General features: G+C 73.4%; 12 protein-coding genes, 1 tRNA gene and 1 riboswitch. Of the genes, 6 read left to right on the top strand and 7 right to left on the bottom strand.

Annotated elements, in window-relative coordinates:
- Positions 1-128: 128 nt before the first annotated feature.
- The 3 genes from RFN52_RS18990 to RFN52_RS18980 form a co-directional block, all read right to left on the bottom strand.
- A complete protein-coding gene (locus RFN52_RS18990) occupies positions 129-641 on the bottom strand; it encodes a MarR family winged helix-turn-helix transcriptional regulator (RefSeq protein ID WP_184847813.1) in 513 nt (170 codons plus the stop codon).
- A gap of 118 nt (positions 642-759) precedes the next feature.
- Positions 760-1,401 carry a GTP cyclohydrolase II gene (locus RFN52_RS18985; RefSeq protein ID WP_184847812.1) on the bottom strand — a complete coding sequence of 214 codons (642 nt, stop codon included), beginning with the start codon at positions 1,399-1,401 and terminating at the stop codon, positions 760-762.
- A gap of 133 nt (positions 1,402-1,534) precedes the next feature.
- Positions 1,535-2,050 (bottom strand): MarR family winged helix-turn-helix transcriptional regulator, encoded by a 516-nt coding sequence (locus tag RFN52_RS18980; protein ID WP_184847811.1) that lies wholly within the window; start codon positions 2,048-2,050, stop codon positions 1,535-1,537.
- A gap of 77 nt (positions 2,051-2,127) precedes the next feature.
- Between RFN52_RS18980 and RFN52_RS18975 the strand changes: the two genes are divergently transcribed.
- The 4 genes from RFN52_RS18975 (at position 2,128) to RFN52_RS18960 (ending at position 5,988) form a co-directional block, all read left to right on the top strand.
- Positions 2,128-3,258 (top strand): dihydrofolate reductase family protein, encoded by a 1,131-nt coding sequence (locus RFN52_RS18975; protein WP_184847810.1) that lies wholly within the window; start codon positions 2,128-2,130, stop codon positions 3,256-3,258.
- Between the two features lie 65 nt (positions 3,259-3,323).
- A tRNA-Met gene (locus RFN52_RS18970) sits at positions 3,324-3,397 on the top strand.
- Between the two features lie 288 nt (positions 3,398-3,685).
- Positions 3,686-3,842: riboswitch (cyclic di-AMP (ydaO/yuaA leader) on the top strand.
- Between the two features lie 11 nt (positions 3,843-3,853).
- Complete coding sequence (locus RFN52_RS18965) at positions 3,854-4,894, top strand: M23 family metallopeptidase (RefSeq protein WP_184847809.1); 1,041 nt, start codon at positions 3,854-3,856, stop codon at positions 4,892-4,894.
- A 149-nt stretch (positions 4,895-5,043) separates the two neighbouring features.
- Complete coding sequence (locus tag RFN52_RS18960; RefSeq protein ID WP_184847808.1) at positions 5,044-5,988, top strand: aldo/keto reductase; 945 nt, start codon at positions 5,044-5,046, stop codon at positions 5,986-5,988.
- A gap of 25 nt (positions 5,989-6,013) precedes the next feature.
- On the opposite strand, the gene RFN52_RS18955 is transcribed toward RFN52_RS18960, so the two are convergent.
- From RFN52_RS18955 to RFN52_RS18940, 4 genes are all read right to left on the bottom strand, one after another.
- The gene (locus RFN52_RS18955; protein ID WP_184847807.1) at positions 6,014-7,360 is read right to left on the bottom strand and encodes a PrsW family intramembrane metalloprotease; all 1,347 of its coding nucleotides are present in this window, start codon (positions 7,358-7,360) and stop codon (positions 6,014-6,016) included.
- 59 nt (positions 7,361-7,419) lie between these two features.
- Positions 7,420-8,256 (bottom strand): tRNA (guanosine(46)-N7)-methyltransferase TrmB, encoded by an 837-nt coding sequence (gene trmB / locus RFN52_RS18950; protein ID WP_184847806.1) that lies wholly within the window; start codon positions 8,254-8,256, stop codon positions 7,420-7,422.
- Positions 8,257-8,621: 365 nt separating this feature from the next.
- Positions 8,622-9,824, bottom strand: coding sequence for an L-2-hydroxyglutarate dehydrogenase (lhgD, locus tag RFN52_RS18945; protein WP_374050165.1), 1,203 nt, complete (start codon positions 9,822-9,824; stop codon positions 8,622-8,624).
- 75 nt (positions 9,825-9,899) lie between these two features.
- A complete protein-coding gene (locus tag RFN52_RS18940) occupies positions 9,900-11,324 on the bottom strand; it encodes an NsdA family TPR-like regulatory protein (RefSeq protein ID WP_184568106.1) in 1,425 nt (474 codons plus the stop codon).
- 791 nt (positions 11,325-12,115) lie between these two features.
- Here RFN52_RS18940 and RFN52_RS18935 point away from each other — a divergent pair.
- Together RFN52_RS18935 and RFN52_RS18930 are read left to right on the top strand one after the other, a co-directional pair.
- Entirely contained in the window at positions 12,116-14,233 is a 2,118-nt protein-coding gene (locus tag RFN52_RS18935) for an asparagine synthase-related protein (protein WP_184568105.1), read from the top strand.
- Between the two features lie 348 nt (positions 14,234-14,581).
- Complete coding sequence (locus RFN52_RS18930) at positions 14,582-17,881, top strand: ATP-binding protein (protein WP_184847804.1); 3,300 nt, start codon at positions 14,582-14,584, stop codon at positions 17,879-17,881.
- Positions 17,882-17,896 lie beyond the last annotated feature (15 nt).

Raw genomic sequence — 17,896 nt, 5'->3', positions numbered from 1 at the left:
CGGCCCGTCCGTCTCACCGGGGTTGGCCGGTGGCCGTCCGTCTCACCGGTGTTGGCCGGTGGCCGGCTGTCTCACCGGGGTTGGCCGGTGCCCGTCCGTCCCAGCCCGGGCTGACCGGCGTGGCCCGTTCAGTCGCTCCGGTTCTCCGGCCCGTCGGCGTCCGGCGGCTGCGTGTTCCGGGCCGTCAGGAAGCCCCGCAACCCCCTGCTCAGCGCTGCCCGTTCGGCCGGCTGCATGGCTGCCAGCGCTGCCGTCAGGGCCTGGGCGCGGCGGGCGGCGACATCGCACAGGACGTGCTGCCCGTGTGGCGTGAGCCACAGTTGCACCTCGCGGCGGGTGTCGGGGTGCGGGGTGCGTTCCAGCAGCCCGGCCGCCCCAAGACGGTCACAGAGGCGGCTGGCCGTGGGAAGGCCGATGTCCAGGCCGTCCGCCAGGGCCGTCAGGTTCAGCCCCGGCGACGCCTGCACGGTGCGCAACGCCCGCAACTGGTGCGGGGACAGGCGCAGGGACGCCTCCTGGGCGGCGACCGACCACAGCGCCGTCAGGCTCTCCACGGCATCGACGATCTGCAAAGCGACGGCCTCCGGGCCATCGCCCGGTCTCCTCGCCCGGTGGTCGCCGGGGCCGCCGAGATCGGTCACGAAACGGTCACTTCCATAAAGCTCCGGGTACTGATGAGGTCGCCCTCTTCCAAAGGCTGTACCCGATGAACCGAGGGGCAAGCAGCCCGGTTCAGTGCCCGGCCCGACCGGAGGCGGTTCAGCCGGCGCTGAGCTCCGTCAGCGCGGCGAGCGGCAGCGTGTGCTGGGTCTGGAGGACCTTGGCGCGCAGGTAGCGGACGTTGTGTGCGGTCGTGAAGACGCCCGTGGGGATCCGGTCGCGGACGCCGACGCCCAGGGAGCGCAACTGGCCCGCCTTGTCGGGGTTGTTGGAGAGCAGGTCCAGTTCGCCGATGCCCAGGGCCCGGAGCATCTGGGCCGCGGCCGTGTAGTCGCGGGCGTCCTCCGGCAGCCCCAGCGCCGCGTTCGCCTCGTACGTGTCGAGCCCCTCGTCCTGCAGGGCGTACGCGTCGAGCTTGTTGTAGAGGCCGATCCCGCGGCCCTCCTGGCGGAGGTACAGGAGCACGCCGCCGCGCTCGGCGATGGCCTCGACCGCCTCGCGCAGCTGCGGGCCGCAGTCGCAGCGGGCGGAGCCGAACACGTCCCCGGTCAGGCACTCGGAGTGCAGCCGCACCAGCGGGACCGGGCCGGGCTCGCCGAGGACCACGGCCACGTGCTCCTGGCCGTCGGCCAGCCCGTGGAAGGTGACGAGCTCGGCGTCGGCCTCGTAGCCGTCGTGGAAGCGCAGCGGGACCCGGACGCGGGAGCGCGGGGTGGCGAGGACGGCGGGGGTGTCGGGCATGCGGGGCCTCCGGGTTCCGTTTCCTGTTCGGCTGCACAGCCGTACTGCTTCAGATTTGAAGCAGATCCACATCCGGAACCCTACTCGTGCTTTAAATTTGAAGCAATCGGAATCCGGACCGCTGTGACGCGCGTCACGAACAGGCCGGTGAAGACCTCCGCCGCCATGGCACCTCGTCCGCCGTCGGCCGCGAACCGTCTTCCTGGAGCCCCTGCGCGATCGCCGCGGAGATCTCCTCCAGCTGCCCCACCTGCTCCTCGCTGAGCCGGTCGAACAGGAAGCTCCGCACGGTGTCGACATGCCCGGGCGCCGCCCGCTCCAGCACGGCGAACCCCTCGTCCGTCAACGCGGCGATACTGCCCCGCTTGTCGTACCGGCAGGCCTCGCGCCGCAGCAGGCCGTCCTTCTCCAGCCGCGTCACCGCGTACGTCAGCCTGCTGCGCGTGATCTTCAGCCGCTCGGCGAGATCGGTCATGCGCAGCCGCCGCTCCGGGGATTCCGACAGGACGGACAGGATGGAGTAGTACAGGTGCGGCATGCCGGCGTCCTGCTGGAGCTGCCGGTCGATCGCGTCCTCCAGAAGCAGCGAGGCGGCGACGTACGCGCGCCAGGCACGTTGCTCCTCGGGGGTGAGCCAGCGAGTCGTCATGCCACCAGTGTAAGTTTGTTTCAAACTTGAACCAAGCCCTGCCCAGTCCCGCCGTCCCGACCAGCCGCGGAGCGTCGATGCCTCACCCGTACGTCCTGCTGTCCGCCGCCGTCTCCCTCGACGGCTACCTGGACGACACCGGACCCGACCGCCTGCTCCTGTCGAGTCCGGCCGACTTCGACCGGGTCGACGAGGTCCGGGCCGGTGTCGACGCCATCCTGATCGGCGCCGGCACCATCCGCGCCGACAACCCGCGGCTCCTGGTGAACTCCGAGGAACGCCGGGCCGCCCGCCGGGCCGCCGGGAAACCGGAGTACCCCCTGAAGGTCACCGTCAGCGGCTCCGGCGACCTCGACCCGGACGCCCGCTTCTGGCACACCGGCGGCGAGAAGGTCCTCTACACCACCGACCGGGGCGCCGAACGCGCCCGCGCCCTGGGCCTCGCCGCCGACGTCGTCCCGCTCGGCGCCGGCCTCGACTGGCGCCGGCTGCTCACGCACCTGCACGACGTCCGGGGCGTAGGGCGGCTCATGGTCGAGGGCGGCGGCACGATCCACACCCAGCTCCTCACCCAGGGCCTCGCCGACGAACTCCAGCTGGTCCTCGCCCCGCTCTTCGTGGGCGACCCCGGGGCACCCCGCCTCTTCGGCCCCGGCGGCTACCAGGGCGGCCGGCTCCGGCTGCTGGAGTCGCGGCGGATCGAGGACGTGGTCCTGATGCGCTACGAGCCGACCGCCCCGGGCGCCGGCGCCCTGCCCGCCGCCGCCGACCACCACTGGCTGGCCCTCGCCTGCGACCTGGCCGAGCGCTGCCCGCCGTCGGACACGGCGTTCAGTGTGGGCGCGGTCGTGGTCGCCGCCGACGGCACGGAACTGGCCCGCGGCCATTCCCGCGAGGCCGGCGACCCGGTCGTGCACGCCGAGGAGGCGGCCCTGGCGAAGCTCGACCCGGCCGACCCGCGCCTGCCCGGCGCGACGGTGTACAGCAGCCTGGAGCCCTGCGCCCGCCGCGCCTCCCGCCCCGCGCCCTGCGCCCGGCTGATCCTCGACGCGGGCGTAGGGCGGGTCGTCACGGCCTGGCGCGAGCCCGACACCTTCGTGACGGACGCCGACGGCAGCGGCCTCCTGGCGGCCGGCGGAGTGGAGGTCGTCGTCCTCCCGGAGCACGAGGAGCGGGCCAAGGCCCCGAACCGCCACCTGCCGGGCTGAGCACGGGCCGATCCGTGGGTGTGCACGAGTGGTCCCGCGGATGGCGTACACTGGAGTCACAACGACGCGGGGTGGAGCAGCTCGGTAGCTCGCTGGGCTCATAACCCAGAGGTCGCAGGTTCAAATCCTGTCCCCGCTACTGAAGGCCGAGGGCCGGAATCCGAAAGGATTCCGGCCCTCGGTGCATTTCCCCGTAGCTCATTACGCTCGGTGAGCGAACCACCCCGTTGCGCGTGGTGACTGACGCACCGTCAAAACTCGTCAGTCACTTGCGAAGCGGCCAACTCGCCCGATTTACTCCGGTCATGGCAGGTAAGTCCGCGTGAAAAAGGTTAATGATCAAGTGGAATCGCTGGAATACCCCTCGCGCCTCCATTAACGTTCGATAACGCAGCGCGGTCGTCCCAGCCGTCACAGAAGGCGGCTCCGTGCGCACGCGCCGAATCCCGAAAGGGAACCGGGGAACCACCACTTGGGGTGAATCGGGCGTATACCACCGTGCAAGCACGGCCGGTATACGCGCGTAGGAGACCTTCCTGCTCCGAACCCGTCAGCTAACCCGGTAGGCGAGAAGGAAGGAAAGGAGTACGCCCACGTGGCGTCCAACCGGCCTGCCCCCGCGGCCCCGTACGCGCCGAAGCGCGAGAACGACACCTTCGGCTTCGGCGGTCAGCGCACCGACGAGGGCCCGTTCCAGGAGTGGAACCCCACCGAGGAGTCCATCCGTCCCGTCCGTGGCCGGCATCGCGTCACCAAGCAGCGCGGCGGAGGCCTCGCCCGCAGCTCCACCGTCCTGGGCGTCGGCGTCATCGCGGCCGTGGGTGCCGGCGGCATGGCCAGTGCCCAGACCGGCAAGCCCCCGGTGTCCATCTCCGTGCCGGACCTGCCCTCGGTGGGTTCCCTCATCTCGGACGACGACACCCCCGAAGGTTCCGCCACCCCGCTCAGCAGCCTCGGCACCGCCACGGCCGCCCCCGAGCAGGGCGAGAGCGCCTCCGGCGCCGGCGCCGGCGAGGCCCTGCGCGCCCGGATCATGGCCCAGGTCGAGCACCAGCAGGACCAGATCGAGACCAAGGCCGCAGAGGACGCCGCGGCCGCCGCCGAGAAGGCAGCCGCGGAAGCGGTCGCCAAGGCGCAGGAGGAAGCCAAGGCCAAGGCCGCCGAGGCCAAGAGGAAGGCGGAGGAGGAGGCCAGGAAGAAGGCCGAGGCCGAGCGTCTCGCAGCCCTGGCCAAGCAGTTCACGCTGCCGACCTCCTCGTACACCATCACCTCCAGCTTCGGCCAGGCCGGCGCCTACTGGTCCTCCGGCTACCACACGGGCCTGGACTTCGCCGCCCCCACGGGCACGCCGATCAAGGCCGTCCACAGCGGCACCATCACCGAGGCCGGCTGGAACGGCTCGTACGGCTACAAGACCGTCCTCACCCTCGATGACGGCACCGAGATCTGGTACGCGCACCAGTCCTCCATCGGCGTCAGCGTCGGCCAGAAGGTCAGCACGGGCGAGGTCATCGGCCGTGTGGGCGCCACCGGCAACGTCACCGGGGCCCACCTTCACCTGGAGGTCCACTCCGGCGGCTCCGCGAGCGGCATCGACCCGATGGCGTGGCTGCGGGGCAAGGGACTGAACCCGTAAGCCGTTCCCACCCGTTGAAGCACCGGCGGCCCTGACGACGACCCCCCGACGTCAGGGCTGCCGGATTTTCGGCGTGCACGGCCGAGTGGGTATCGGGGTGCACGGCCGAGTGGGAATGGGCGGCTCCGGTACCGGCGTTGACGTGAAGCATGACTTCTCTGCGTAAGCTCGGCCCTTCCGACCTCCAGGTCTTCCCGCTCGCCCTCGGCGGCAACGTCTTCGGCTGGACCGCCGACGAGGACCAGTCGTTCGCCGTCCTCGACGCCTACACCGCCGCCGGCGGCAACTTCGTCGACACCGCCGACTCCTACTCGGCCTGGGTCGAGGGCAACCGGGGCGGAGAGTCCGAGACCGTGCTCGGCAAGTGGCTGAAGTCCCGCGGCAACCGGGCGGACGTCGTCGTCGCCACGAAGGTCAGCCAGCACCCCGAGTTCCGCGGCCTGTCCGCCGCCACCATCAAGGCCGCCGCCGACGCCTCCCTGCGGCGCCTCGGCACCGACTACATCGACCTGTACTACACGCACTTCGACCAGCCCGACGTGCCCGTCGAGGAGATCATCGGCGCGCTCGACACCCTCGTGAAGGCCGGGAAGGTGCGGCACATCGCCGCCTCCAACATCTCCGCCGAGCGGCTGCGGGCGTCCCTGGAGTTCTCCGACCGCGAGGGGCTCGCCCGGTACGTGGCCCTGCAGCCCCACTACAACCTGGTCTCCCGCGACACCTACGAGGGCGAGCTCCAGGATCTCGCCGAGCGGGCCGGCCTGGCCGCCGTGCCGTACTTCGCGCTCGCGTCCGGCTTCCTCACGGGCAAGTACCGGCCCGGCGCGACGGTCGACAGCGCACGGGCGGGGAGCGCGGCCAAGCACCTGGAGACCGAGCGCGGGCAGCGGGTGCTCGCCGCCCTCGACGAGATCGCCGCGGCGCACGAGGCGCCCGTCGCCACGGTGGCTCTGGCCTGGCTCGCCGCCCGGCCGACCGTGGCGGCGCCGATCGCCTCCGCGCGGACGGTGGAGCAGCTGCCCGCCCTGACCGGCGTCGGCGAGCTGACGCTCTCGGAGACCGAGGTCGCACGGCTCACCGAGGCCTCGGCCTGACTCGGTCTGATCCGGACCAGAGGTCCTAGGAGCGGTACGGGTTGTACGCGGGGTACGGCGTCGGCTGCGGGCCGTACCCGTACACCCCGTACACCGGCCAGGGCGGAGCCGTCACCGGGACCGGAGGGGCGGTGATCCGTGCCGCGTGGTCCAGCGCGGGGCGGGCCACCTCCCGGCGCCGCCACAGTTCGCCGAGCAGTTCCCCCTCCCGCACGGCGAAGTCGGGCCCGGCACGGCCCCGCCGGGCCCGGTGCCGCAGGAACGCCAGGGACGTCGCGTACGCCTCGTACCGTGCCACCTCCCGCGCCGCCGCCTTGCCCACGTGACGGCGGGCGTACTGGCGGGCGATCCGCCGGGCCCGCATCGAGCCCAGCGCGTACGGCTCGGCCGGGGTCAGCCAGCCGGCCGCGGCGTAGGCGGGCAGCTCCGCCCGTACGGTCTTCAGCTCCCGCTGCCGGGTCCAGATCACCAGCCACGTCAGCAACCCGAAGATGGGCACCATGAACGCCGCGTACACGGCGAAGAACCCGTACTCGCCGAAGGCCGAGGAGCCGTTCCACATCGCGTGCATGCCCATGGCGAGCAGCAGCCCGCCGAGCGGGAAGGCGACGCGGCGCAGGGGCCGGCGGTCCGCCGAGAGCGCGGCGATGCCGAAGCCGATGCCGGACAGGACCGTGAACAGCGGGTGCGCGAACGGCGACATGACGATGCGCACGAAGAAGGTCGCCGCCGTGACGGAGGCGATTCCGGTGCCGCCGGTGAGCTGGTCGGTGCCGAAGGCCGTGCCCAGGTAGAGGATGTTCTCAGTGAAGGCGAAGCCGGTCGCCGTCACGCCGGCTATCACGACCCCGTCGACGATGCCGGTGAAGTCCCGTCGCCGGAAGAGGAAGACCAGGAGGACGGCCGCCGCCTTGGCCGACTCCTCGACCACCGGGGCTATCACGGTCGCGCCCAGAGTGTCCGCGCTGGACGGGTCCGCCGTCGCCGTCGCTATCCATCTCGTCGCGAAGCTGTTGGCGACGATCGCTATCAGCGCCGCCGCGCAGGCGCCCCAGGCGAAGCAGAACAGCAGGTTCCGCCAGGGGCCGGGCTCCACCCGGTCCAGCCAGCGGAACGCGGCTATCAGCAGGGGCACCGGCAGGACGGCCAGCCCCAGCCCGACCAGGAACCCTTCCGTGCCGGTCTCCTCGCGGACCAGGGCGAGGATGACCAGGCCGGATATCGCGAGGAGCGTGCTCAGCGCGCCGTAGCGCACCCAGGCGCGCTGCCACCAGTGGGCGTGCCGCAGGGAGCCGGCCGTGCCCGGGCCGGCGAGGGGTGCGCCCGCGGCGGGACCGCTGGGATACGACGGATGTGGGGGGCTGGTGGCCACGGCATTGACCCTAACGACGGTTGGGCGCTGTCCGCAGGCGGAAGAGGTGCCAGGGGTGGTCAGGCGCCGGCGGGGGGCTGGTCCACGTGCTGTACGCGACGGAAGAGGAGGTCGTTCACGACATGTCCCTTGTCCAGTCCCTGGCCCTCGAAACGGGTCAGCGGCCGGAAGTCCGGACGCGGCGCGAAACCGCCGTCCGCCTGCGTGTTCTCGAAGTCGGGGTGTGCCGTGAGGACGTCGAGCATCTGCTCGGCGTACGGCTCCCAGTCGGTGGCGCAGTGGACGGTCCCGCCGGGTCTGATGCGGGTGGCGGCGAGGGTCAGGAAGTCGGGCTGGATGATCCTGCGCTTGTGGTGCCGCTTCTTGGGCCAGGGGTCGGGGAAGTAGACGCGGAGGCCGCCGAGGGAGTCGGGGGCGAGCATCTCGCGCAGGAGGATGATCGCGTCGCCGTTGCCGACGCGGATGTTGGACAGGCCGTTGCGGTCGGCGAGGTTGAGCAGGTTGCCCTGGCCGGGGGTGTGGACGTCGACCGCGAGGATGTTCGTGGCGGGGTCGGCGGCGGCCATCTGGGCGGTGGCCTCGCCCATGCCGAAGCCGATCTCCAGGACGACGGGGTTGTCGTTGCCGAACAGCTCGGGCAGGTCGAGGGTGCGGCTGCCGTCGATGTCGAGGCCCCACTTGGGCCACAGGCGTTGCAGCGCGTCCGCCTGACCTGCGGTGACCCGGCTGCGCCGGGGCTGGAAACTCCGGATCCGCCGCTCGAAGTGCGACCCGGCGGGGTCGGCCTTGGGCCCGTCGGGGAAGCGCGGCTCGCCCTTGGCCCGGGTGCGGCGGACGGAGACGCCGGGGGTGTGCGGGTGCGGGTCTTCGGGGGTGGTGTTCGCGGAGTCAGACACAGTGCCCCTGATTTTACGGCTGCGGTGCAGCGCCTTCCCGCCGGTGGTGGGTCGGGGCCGCGCCGGGGGGGGGGCCGTCCTCGGAACGGCGCGATGGGTCCACTTACCGACTGACTGGCGTCGACGCGCCGACCGCTGCGGGCGGACACCCCCGACACGTCCCCTTGCGTCGTCCGGGGCCCTCGCTGCGGGCATGCGTGCCTCCCCCAGTGCCTTAAGGGCCTGGGAAGTGCCCCCAGGGCGGCACGGGTGGGCGATGGGGGTCCCCCCTGTTCGAGCGGAGCCGAGAGCTTGGGGGAGGCACCCCGCTCCGCCGGAACGCGGACCCACCCGGCCTCAGCACCAACGCCGAGCACCCACGAACCTCACAGCGCGCTCAACGCCCTCCGTGCCACCTCCCGGCCGATCGGCAAGGACGCCGTGGCCGCAGGAGACGGTGCGTTCAGGACGTGGACCGTCCTGGCGCCCTCGCGGATCAGGAAGTCGTCGACCAGGGTTCCGTCGCGGAGAACCGCCTGTGCGCGCACGCCCGCGGCCGTCGGTACGAGGTCGTCCTCGGACACCCCGGGCAACAGCCTGCCCACCGCCTCCGTGAAGGCCCGCTTGGACAGGGAGCGCCGCAGCTCACCCGCCCCGTACCGCCAGTGCCGGCGGGCTATGTGCCAGGAGCCGGGCCAGGCCAGGGTCGAGCCCAGCTCGCGCGGGCGGACCGTGCCCCACCCGTAGCCCTCGCGGGCCAGTGCCGGCACCGCGTTGGGCCCGACATGGACGCCCCCGTCGATGCCCCGCGTGAGATGCACCCCGAGGAACGGGAACGCCGGGTCGGGCACCGGGTAGACCAGGCCGCGCACCAGCTCCGGCCGGGCCAGTTCGTAGTACTCGCCCCGGAACGGCACGATCCGCATGTCCGGGTCGTCCCCGGTGAGCCGGGCGATCTCGTCGCACTGCAGACCTGCGCAGTTCACGAGGACCCGTCCGCGTACGACGTCCCCGGCGGCCGTGAGCACGGCGACCCCCCGCTCGGGGCGCCGGTCGACGCGCACGACCCGGGTGCCGTAGCGGATCTCCGCGCCCGAGCCGTGGGCCAGCTGGCGGGCGACCGCGACGAAGTCGCAGATGCCGGTCGTACCGACGTGTATCGCGGCGAGGCCCCGCACCTCCGGCTCGTACTCCGCGATCTGGGACGCGCCCAGCTCCCGCACCGGGATCCCGTTCTCCCGGCCGCGCTGTACGAGGGCGTGCAGGCGGGGCAGCTCAGCGCGGTCGGTGGCGACGATCAGCTTGCCGGTGACGGCGTGCGGGATGCCGTACTCGGAGCAGAACTTGACCATCTCCGCCGCGCCCCGCACCGCGTAGCGCGCCTTGAGGGAGCCGGGGCGGTAGTAGATGCCGCTGTGGATGACGCCGCTGTTGCGGCCGGTCTGGTGGCGGGCCGGGCCCGGTTCCTTCTCCAGGACGGTGACACGTGTGCCCGGTGCCGCGCGGGTGATCGCGTACGCCGTCGACAGCCCGACGATTCCGCCGCCGATCACCAGCACGTCACAGTCGTATGTGATCCGCACGCGCACCACCTCCCGCCTCGATAGTGCACTGCGCCACTGACAATGCCTTCAAACGCGGTACGGGCGGCACACCTGCTCTTTCTACGCCGGAGCCATCAGCAGCGGCCGTGCACGCTCACGGAGCTCCACCACCCGGGGCTCGTCGCCGTACGGCTCCAGCCGGTGCAGGAGGTCCTTCACGTACTCGGTGGTACGGGCCGAGGAGATCCGCCCGGCGACCTCCACCGCCCGCACCCCCTGTTCGCACGCCGCGTCCAGATTGCCCGACTCCAGTTCGGCGACCGCCGAGACGACCAGGCGCAGGCCGTGCGAGCGGACGAACTCCTCCGTCGGCTTCGACAGGGCCTGCTCGGTGAAGCGGCGGACCTGCCGGGGTGCCTTGAGGTCGCGGTAGCACTCGGCCGCGTCGGCGGCGAAACGGTCGTAGGAGTAGAAGCCGAGCCAGCTCGGGTCGTTGTCGCCGGGGCGGGCGCGCTCCAGCCAGCTCTCGGCCGCCTTCAGGGCACCGCCGGCCGCCGGGGCGTCGTTCGCACGGGCGTGCGCGCGTGCCTCCACGAGGCGGAAGAAGCTCATGGTGCGGGCCGTGGCCAGGCCGCGGTTGCGTTCGAGGGCGGCCTGGGCGAGGTCCACACCCTCGTCACCGAAGCCGCGGTAGGTGGCCTGGAGGGACATGGTGGCCAGCACGTAGCCCCCGAGGGGGACGTCCGCGGCCGCCCGGGCCAGGCGCAGGGCCTGGATGTAGTAGCGCTGGGCCGCTTCCTGCTGGCCCGTGTCGAAGGCCATCCAGCCCGCGAGCCGGGTGAGTTCGGCGGAGGCGCCGAAGAGGGCCCGGCCGACCTCGTCGGTGTACGAGCCGAGCAGCAGCGGGGCGGCCTCCACCCTTAAGCACTCGGGGACCATGGACGAACGCCAGTCACCGCCGCCGTACTTGGAGTCCCAGCGCCGCGCGTCCTCGGCGGCCTCCCGCAGCTTCTGCACATCGCTGTGGCCGACTTTGAGCGGTGCGCCGGAGCCCTCGCCGGGGCCCACGTCGCGCGCGACCGAACTGTCGGCCGGGGTTATCAGCCATCGTGAGGCGGGCGTTGCGTATGCGCTCACCGCGAACGATCCGGCCAGCGACTGCCAGATGCCGCCGGAACCGGCGCGGCGGCCGGCGAGGTCGAGGCGGTACAGGTCGGTCGCGGACCGCACCGCCTGCCCGACGTCCCGCGGGAAGGCGAGGCCGACTTCGGGCGCGGGGTCCGCGTCCGCCAGGCCGATCTCGTGGAGCGGCACCGGGCGGCCGAGCTTCTGCCCTATGGCGGCGGCGATGAGGTGCGGAGCCGCACCTTGCGGCACCATGCCCTTCGACACCCAGCGCGCCACCGACGTCTTGTCATAGCGAAGTGTCAGTCCTCGCTGGGCGCCAAGGTCGTTGACGCGTCGCGCGAGGCCTGCGTTGCTGATTCCCGCGAGGGCGAGAACGGCGCCGAGTTTTTCGTTCGGCCCGCGTTGCTCCCTGGACATGCGCCACCCCTCGACACAGACGGCTGCCGCGCTGGCATAACCATGCGGCATTCGTAAACCCAGCGTAGTTCGCCGCATCCCAAGCGTTAAGGGGCATTGTTCCGGTTGGCGGGATTGTGGTCCGTACTGAAGTACGGTTCAGACACGGGCTGTTGCGACGTGCTCCCACTGTGTGGCCGTGCGCCTGTCCGTGCGCTCTTCTCCGGCCACCGCGGGAGCGGTTCCATGGTCATTGCGTGGGTCGGCCCGCTGTACTGGATCCAGTGGGCTGGGGGACACCGCCGCCTTCATCCCCGCGGGCGGCGGAACGGTCCGGGAGGCGTGCTCCGTCTCCCGGACTGCGCGACCGGGTGGCGGAGCGCGGAGCCTGTACGGAGCGTGTTCGAGGCTGCCCGCGCGATTTCGATTTGGCTGAAAAGCGACCCCGTCGGCCGTGAGGTATCAGGCCTCCTACCACGGCAGTTGAGGGCGCGCCGGGCGTGATGTGGGCGCGTTCCGGGGGCGCATTCGCGTCGCAGTCGTACCGGAGACATGTCGCCGGTACGCCTTGATTCTTGGCCGCCTCTTTGTTTTTTCGCGGTCTCGGCCGCCGTCGTCTCCGACTGCCGTTCGTGCCCGACTCGTCATGAACGTCCGGGTGTTCGGGGTCCCGGCAGGGTGCGGGCGGCTCCGCCGGGGCGCATTCGGCGGAGCGCAAGCGGCGTCGGCACCCTCTGGAACGCTTCCTTCATGGCAGCATGGTGAACCGGTTCGTACGGTGCACTGGTTGTCCACAGCCTGTGGAGGCGGCGATGCGGTGGTTGGTGGGGTGGAGCAGCACCGCCGCGGGAGCCGTCGCTGCCGGTTCGGCGGGGGCCACCGGCAGCGAGGGTGAGACGCTGCACCCGGTGGGGTCCCAACTCCTGTGGGGCGACCCCGATCCGCTGTGGGCGGTCGGCGACTGGCGCCCCGACGAGGTGCGGGTCGTCAAGGCCGACGACCGGACCAGGATCGCCGTCCTCGGCATCTGCGGCGCCACCGACGAGCAGCTGCGCGTCGCGCTGTTCGCCGCGCGCGGCGGCGCGCTCCGGCATCTGACCGCCTGGCCGGGCAGCTACACCGCGATCGTCCAGGTCGGCAGACGGATCACCGTCTGCGGCGACCTCGCGGGCGCGCGGCCGGTGTTCCACACGCCCTGGGCCGGCGGCACGGCGTACGCGACCGCCGCGCTGCCGCTGGCCGACCTCATCGAGGCCAACCTGGACTTCGGGCACCTCGCCGCGCTGCTGGCCGCCCCGGACGTACCCGCCGCGCTGCACGACTCCACGCCGTACGACGGCGTGAAGCGCATTCCGCCCGGGCATGCCCTCATCCTGCGCGCCGGGGCGCGCGAGATCGCCGGCTACGAGCCGGTCGCGTCGCTGGCCGTGGCGGCGCCTCCGGCCGATCCCGACAGCGCGGTCGACGCGGTGCGCGACGCGCTCGTGGAGGCCGTACGGACGCGGCTGTCCGCGCCGCGGCACGTCCCCGGGGCGGACATAGACCCGGGCCCGGTGCCCGGCATGGGTCCCGCCGAGCGGCGGGCCGCGCGCGGGATGCCGGTGCCGGGGATCGGCGCGGACCTGTCCGGCGGGCCGGCCTCCGGGGCCTTGGCGCTGCTGGCCGCGGGCCTGCCCGGGATGCCGGGCACGGTGCTGGGGCACGGCACGGGCGCGGGCGAGCGGCTGCTCGCCGTCACGTTCAACGACCTCGCCGTCGGCGGGCGGGAGGCCGAGCTGGAGCGGGCGGGCGCGCTGGCGGCGAACCCGCGACTGCACCACGTCGTCGTGGCGGGCGGCGAGGAGACCCTTCCGTACGCCGACCTGGACGGACCGCTGACCGACGAGCCCGGGCCGTGCCTGGTGTCCGCGGCGCGTCACCGGGCCCGGCTGGCGGCGGGCAGCGCGGATCACTTCACGGGCTACGGCGCGCGCCAGGTCCTGGACGCCCACCCCGCGCGCCTCGCCGACCTGCTGATGGACCGCCGGCGACGTCATCTCGTACGGCCGGTCGCCGCCCTGACCAAGGCCGACGGGTCGGTGCTGGTGCCCGCGCGCGTGTACGCGGCGGCGCGGCGGTTGTCCCGCACGCCGTACCGGTCGGGGGTCGAGTCCCTCGCCGAGCGTCTGCTCGACCCCCGCTCCGACGACGGCCTCGACGCGCCCGGCGGTGCGCTGGATGCCTCGCTCGCCGCGCTGACCTGGGGCAGACCCGGGCCGGCGGCGCGCTGGCTGACCGGTGAGGCGCTCGCTGAAGTATCGGTTCGCCTTCAGGCGTCGACACACCGGTCGGAGCTGGTGGGGCCGGGGCAGCGGCCGGGTGACTTCCGGGCGCGTGCGGCGCTGGCGAGGCACGCGGCGGATCTGCGGGTGCTGGAGCAGGCCGCGGAGGTCCGCTTCCAGCGGCTGCACGCGCCGTTCCTCGACAACCAGGTGGTCCGCGCGGCCCGGGCGCTGCCCGAGGCGCTGCGGGTGCGGCCGGGGGCGCGGGCGGCGATCCTGCGGACGGTGCTGGAAGGAGCCGGGGTCCGGGAGCTGCCGCCCGGCTGGGGCGCCCCGACCCAGGCGACGGAGGCGGCCGCCGAGCGTACGGGGCTGCGGGTGGCGGCGGACTCCCTGGTCGCCCTGTTCGACACTCCGCTGCTGGCGGAGGCGGGCCTGGTCGAGGCCCGTGTGGTGCGCAAGGCGCTGCGCGGCGCGGCGGCGGGTGAACCCCTGCCCCTGGACGGCCTCGCGGATCTGGTCGCCCTGGAGCTGTGGCTCCGCCGCCTGCTGTCCCGCCGCGGCACGTGCTGGACGGGGACGCCGGCTCGGCAGCGCGCGGTACCTGCGGGGATCGCGCCGCAGCGAGGGGCGTTGGGGGCAGGGGCCGGTGGGGGGCGGCGGGTGTAGGGCCTGTACTGCCCCAGCTGCGGGCATGCGTGCCGCTGAGGGCGGCACGGGTGGGCGCAGCGGCACCCCGCTCCGCCGGGTTGCGGCCCCACGCGGCCTCGGCGGCAACGCCGGTGTCCGGTTGCTCCGGGTGGTGGTCCCACTCGGCCTCGGCGGCAACGCCGGTACCCCCGCTGCTCCGGGTGGTGGTCCCACTCGACCTCGGCACCAACGCCGGCACCCCGCTCCACCGGGTCGCAGGCCCGCTCGGCCCCAGCCACAACGCCGAGCACCCCACACAGCCCCCGGGGCCACGCCCCGCACCGAAAACCCTCCGCCCCTCACCCCCACCCCGGCGACAATGACCCCGTGCGGTACAGAATCCTGGGCGTCACCACGGCAGAGGACGAGCACGGCACAGTCGTACCCCTCGGCGGCCCCCGGCTCCGCGCCCTGCTCACCGCCCTCGCCCTGCGCCCCTCCCGCGTCACCACCCCCCAGACCCTGATCGACGAGGTCTGGGCACAGGACCCTCCTCAGGACGCCCCCGCCGCGCTCCAGGCACTCGTCGGCCGGCTCCGCAAAGCCCTCGGCAGCGACGCCGTCTCCTCCCAAACCGGCGGCTACCGGCTCGCGGCCCGCGAGGACGACATCGATCTCCACGTCTTCGAACGGCTCGTCCAGCAGGGCACCGACGCCCTCGCCGGCCACGACCCCGCCCTCGCGGAACAGCACCTCGACGCCGCCCTCGCCCTCTGGCGCGGCCCCGCCCTGGCGGACCTCCCCGACCGCTCCGCCGCCACCCGCCCGGAGGCGAGGCGGCTGGAGGCGACCCGGGCCAGGGCAGAGGCCCGGATACGGCTCGGCCGCGGGCGGGACGTCGTACCGGAACTGCGGGAACTGACGGTCGTACACCCGTACGACGAGCCGATGCACGCCCTCCTCATCCGCGCCCTGCGCGACACCGGCCGGGACGCCGACGCCCTCGCCGCGTACGAGACCGCCCGCCGCGCCCTGGCCAAAGGCCTCGGCACCGACCCCGGGCCCCGACTGCGCGCCCTCCACGCCGAGCTGCTCGACTCCACGACGACGACGGCGGACCGCGAACCGCCGCCCGCTCCGCCGCGGCACGAACGCGCGCGCCCTGGGACCATCCGCCCGCGTCTGACCTCCTTCGTCGGCCGGGAACCCGAGATCGACGCCATCCGTTCCGAGATGCACAGGGCCCGACTCGTCACCCTCACCGGACCGGGCGGCTCCGGAAAGACCCGTCTCGCCGAGGAAGCCGCCGCCGGGCTCCCGCAGGCATGGCTGGCCGAGCTCGCCCCGCTCGACCGGCCGGAGGCGGTGCCGGGAGCGGTGGTCAGCGCGCTCGGTCTGCGCGAGACGATGCTGATGACCAGCGAGCTCACCGCCGTGCAGGACGACCCCGTCGCCCTGCTCGTCGAGTTCTGCGCGCCGCGCAGCCTCCTGCTGATCCTCGACAACTGCGAGCACGTCATCGGCGCCGCCGCCCACCTCGCCGAGACCCTGCTGACCCGCTGCCCGGGGCTCACGATCCTGGCCACCAGCCGTGAACCCCTGGGCGTGCCGGGCGAGTCGGTGCGCCCGGTCGAGCCCCTGCGACCGGATCACGCCCGCCGGCTGTTCGCGGAGCGCGCCGCCGCCGTCCGCCCCGACGCCGGCGCCCTGCTCCGCGACGAGCAGGCGGTGGCGGAGATCTGCCGGCGGCTGGACGGGCTGCCGCTCGCCATCGAACTGGCGGCGGCCCGGCTCCGGCTGCTCACCCCCCGGCAGATCGCCGACCGGCTCGACGACCGCTTCCGCCTCCTCACCTCCGGGAGCCGTACGGTCCTGCCCCGCCAGCAGACCCTGCGCGCCGTCGTCGACTGGTCGTGGGACCTGCTCGACGACGCCGAGCGGACGATGCTGCGCGAGGTGTCCGTGTTCGCGGGCGGCTGGGACCTCGCGGCGGCCGAGGCCGTGTGCTCCGGGCCCGCCGCCGAGCTGACCGGGGCGCTCGTCGACAAGTCCCTCGTCGTGGCGGCCGCCGGCGCGGACGGCGGCTCCTGCGGCATGCGCTACCGCATGCTGGAGACCATCCACGAGTACGCCGTCGAGCGCGCCGCGGACACCCCGCGGGTGCGCGCCACCGCCGAACTGCGGCACCGCGCGTGGGCGCGTGCGCTCGCCGAGCGGGCCGAACCGCTGCTGCGCTCCGCCGGCCAGCTGCCGTGGATCTCCCGCCTGGAGGCCGAGCTGGACAACATCCGCGCGGCCCTCGACCGGGCCCTCGCCGCCGGGGACGAGGCGGAGGCCGCCGCCCTCGCCCTGGCCATGGGCTGGTTCTGGTGGCTGCGCAACTACCGCCACGAGGGCATGGAGTGGCTCGACCGGACCTTGCGGCTGGGCGTGGCCCTGGACGTCGGGGGCGGTGTGCCGTCCGGCGGAGAGCCGGAGCCGCCCGGGCACATCGACCACTTCCTCGCCGAGCCGGACCGGGAGGCGGGGCATCCGCTGCACGCCCTGCGGATGGACGTACGTCTGCTGCATCTGTTCTTCATGACCGAAGTCGCGCCCATGGAGCCGTTCGTCGCCGAGCGGCTGCCGTACATGGAGCGGGTGTGGGCCCACTACGTGGGAGGCGGCCCGCACGCGGCCCGTATCCCGGGGCTCGTCTGCCCGATCCTCTCCTCCTTCCTGGGCGACCAGAGCGAGGTGCGGGCCGTGCTGGACGCCGCCGTCGCCAACTGCCGTGCGTACGGCGGTGACTGGGAGGTCTCCGTCGCCCTGATGTTCCGTGCGCACACGGTCGTCGACGGACCCGGTGGCCTGGAGGGAGTGGACGACGACCTGGCGGAGCTGCGGGTCCTCAGCCGCCGCGCGGGTGACCGCTGGCTGCGCGCCCAGGTGTGCAGCGCGGCCGGTGAGGCCGACATGGCCCGCAGCCGCTTCGAGGACGCGCAGGGCGAGTACGAGGAGGCCCTGCGGCTCGCCTACGAGGTGGGCGCCTACGCCGAGTCGCCGTTCCTCATCGCCCGGCTCGCCGAGATCGCCTACCGCCGGGGAGACCGGGGGGCCGCGTCGGCGTTGCTGGACGAGGCCACGGCCGCCGCCGAACGGTACGGCGTGCGGGACTCCAGGGCGTACATCCTGCTGATGCGCACCCAGATGGCGTTCGAGGAGGGCCACACCGACCGGGCACGCCTGTGGTGCGAGGAGGCCCGGGCGAACACCGGCACGGGCACTCCGCCGCCTCAGTTCATGGTGATGCTGCTCCTGCTCGACGCCGCGATCACGGCTCGGGAGTCCGGCCCGCGGTCCGCGCTGCCCAGGGCGACCGGAGCCCTGCGCGAAGCAGTGGTCAAGCGGTGCTCGGACGTGATCCGGGCCACGGTGGTGGACGGCGCGGCGGGACTGCTCGCGGACCTCGGTGACTTCGCCCGCGCGGCCCGGCTGCTCGGCACCGCCGACCACTGGCGGGCCGGCCGCCCGCGCTCCCTGCCGGAGCGCGCCCCGGTGGAGCGTGCCGAGGCCGCCGTCCGCGCCGCCCTGGGGAGTGCCCGGTGCGAGGCGGAGCGTGCTCGGGGCACGGCGCTCACCGCGGACGACGTCCTGCACGAGCTGGACGAGGCGCACAGCGCGTACGCAGCCGGCGGGGTGGTGTGAGCCGCCGTCCCCGTG

The sequence above is a fragment of the Streptomyces collinus genome, from assembly GCF_031348265.1.
Taxonomy (GTDB): Bacteria; Actinomycetota; Actinomycetes; order Streptomycetales; family Streptomycetaceae; genus Streptomyces; species Streptomyces collinus.
Note: the sequence above shows the minus strand (reverse complement) of the source record. Positions and strands in the feature narration are given on the sequence as shown.

Coding starts and splice junctions, on each gene's coding strand:
- RFN52_RS18985 (WP_184847812.1), bottom strand. CDS start 1,401: ATGCCCGACACCCCCGCCGTCCTCGCCACCCCGCGCTCCCGCGTCCGG.
- RFN52_RS18980 (WP_184847811.1), bottom strand. CDS start 2,050: ATGACGACTCGCTGGCTCACCCCCGAGGAGCAACGTGCCTGGCGCGCG.
- RFN52_RS18975 (WP_184847810.1), top strand. CDS start 2,128: ATGCCTCACCCGTACGTCCTGCTGTCCGCCGCCGTCTCCCTCGACGGC.
- RFN52_RS18960 (WP_184847808.1), top strand. CDS start 5,044: ATGACTTCTCTGCGTAAGCTCGGCCCTTCCGACCTCCAGGTCTTCCCG.
- RFN52_RS18940 (WP_184568106.1), bottom strand. CDS start 11,324: ATGTCCAGGGAGCAACGCGGGCCGAACGAAAAACTCGGCGCCGTTCTC.
- RFN52_RS18935 (WP_184568105.1), top strand. CDS start 12,116: ATGCGGTGGTTGGTGGGGTGGAGCAGCACCGCCGCGGGAGCCGTCGCT.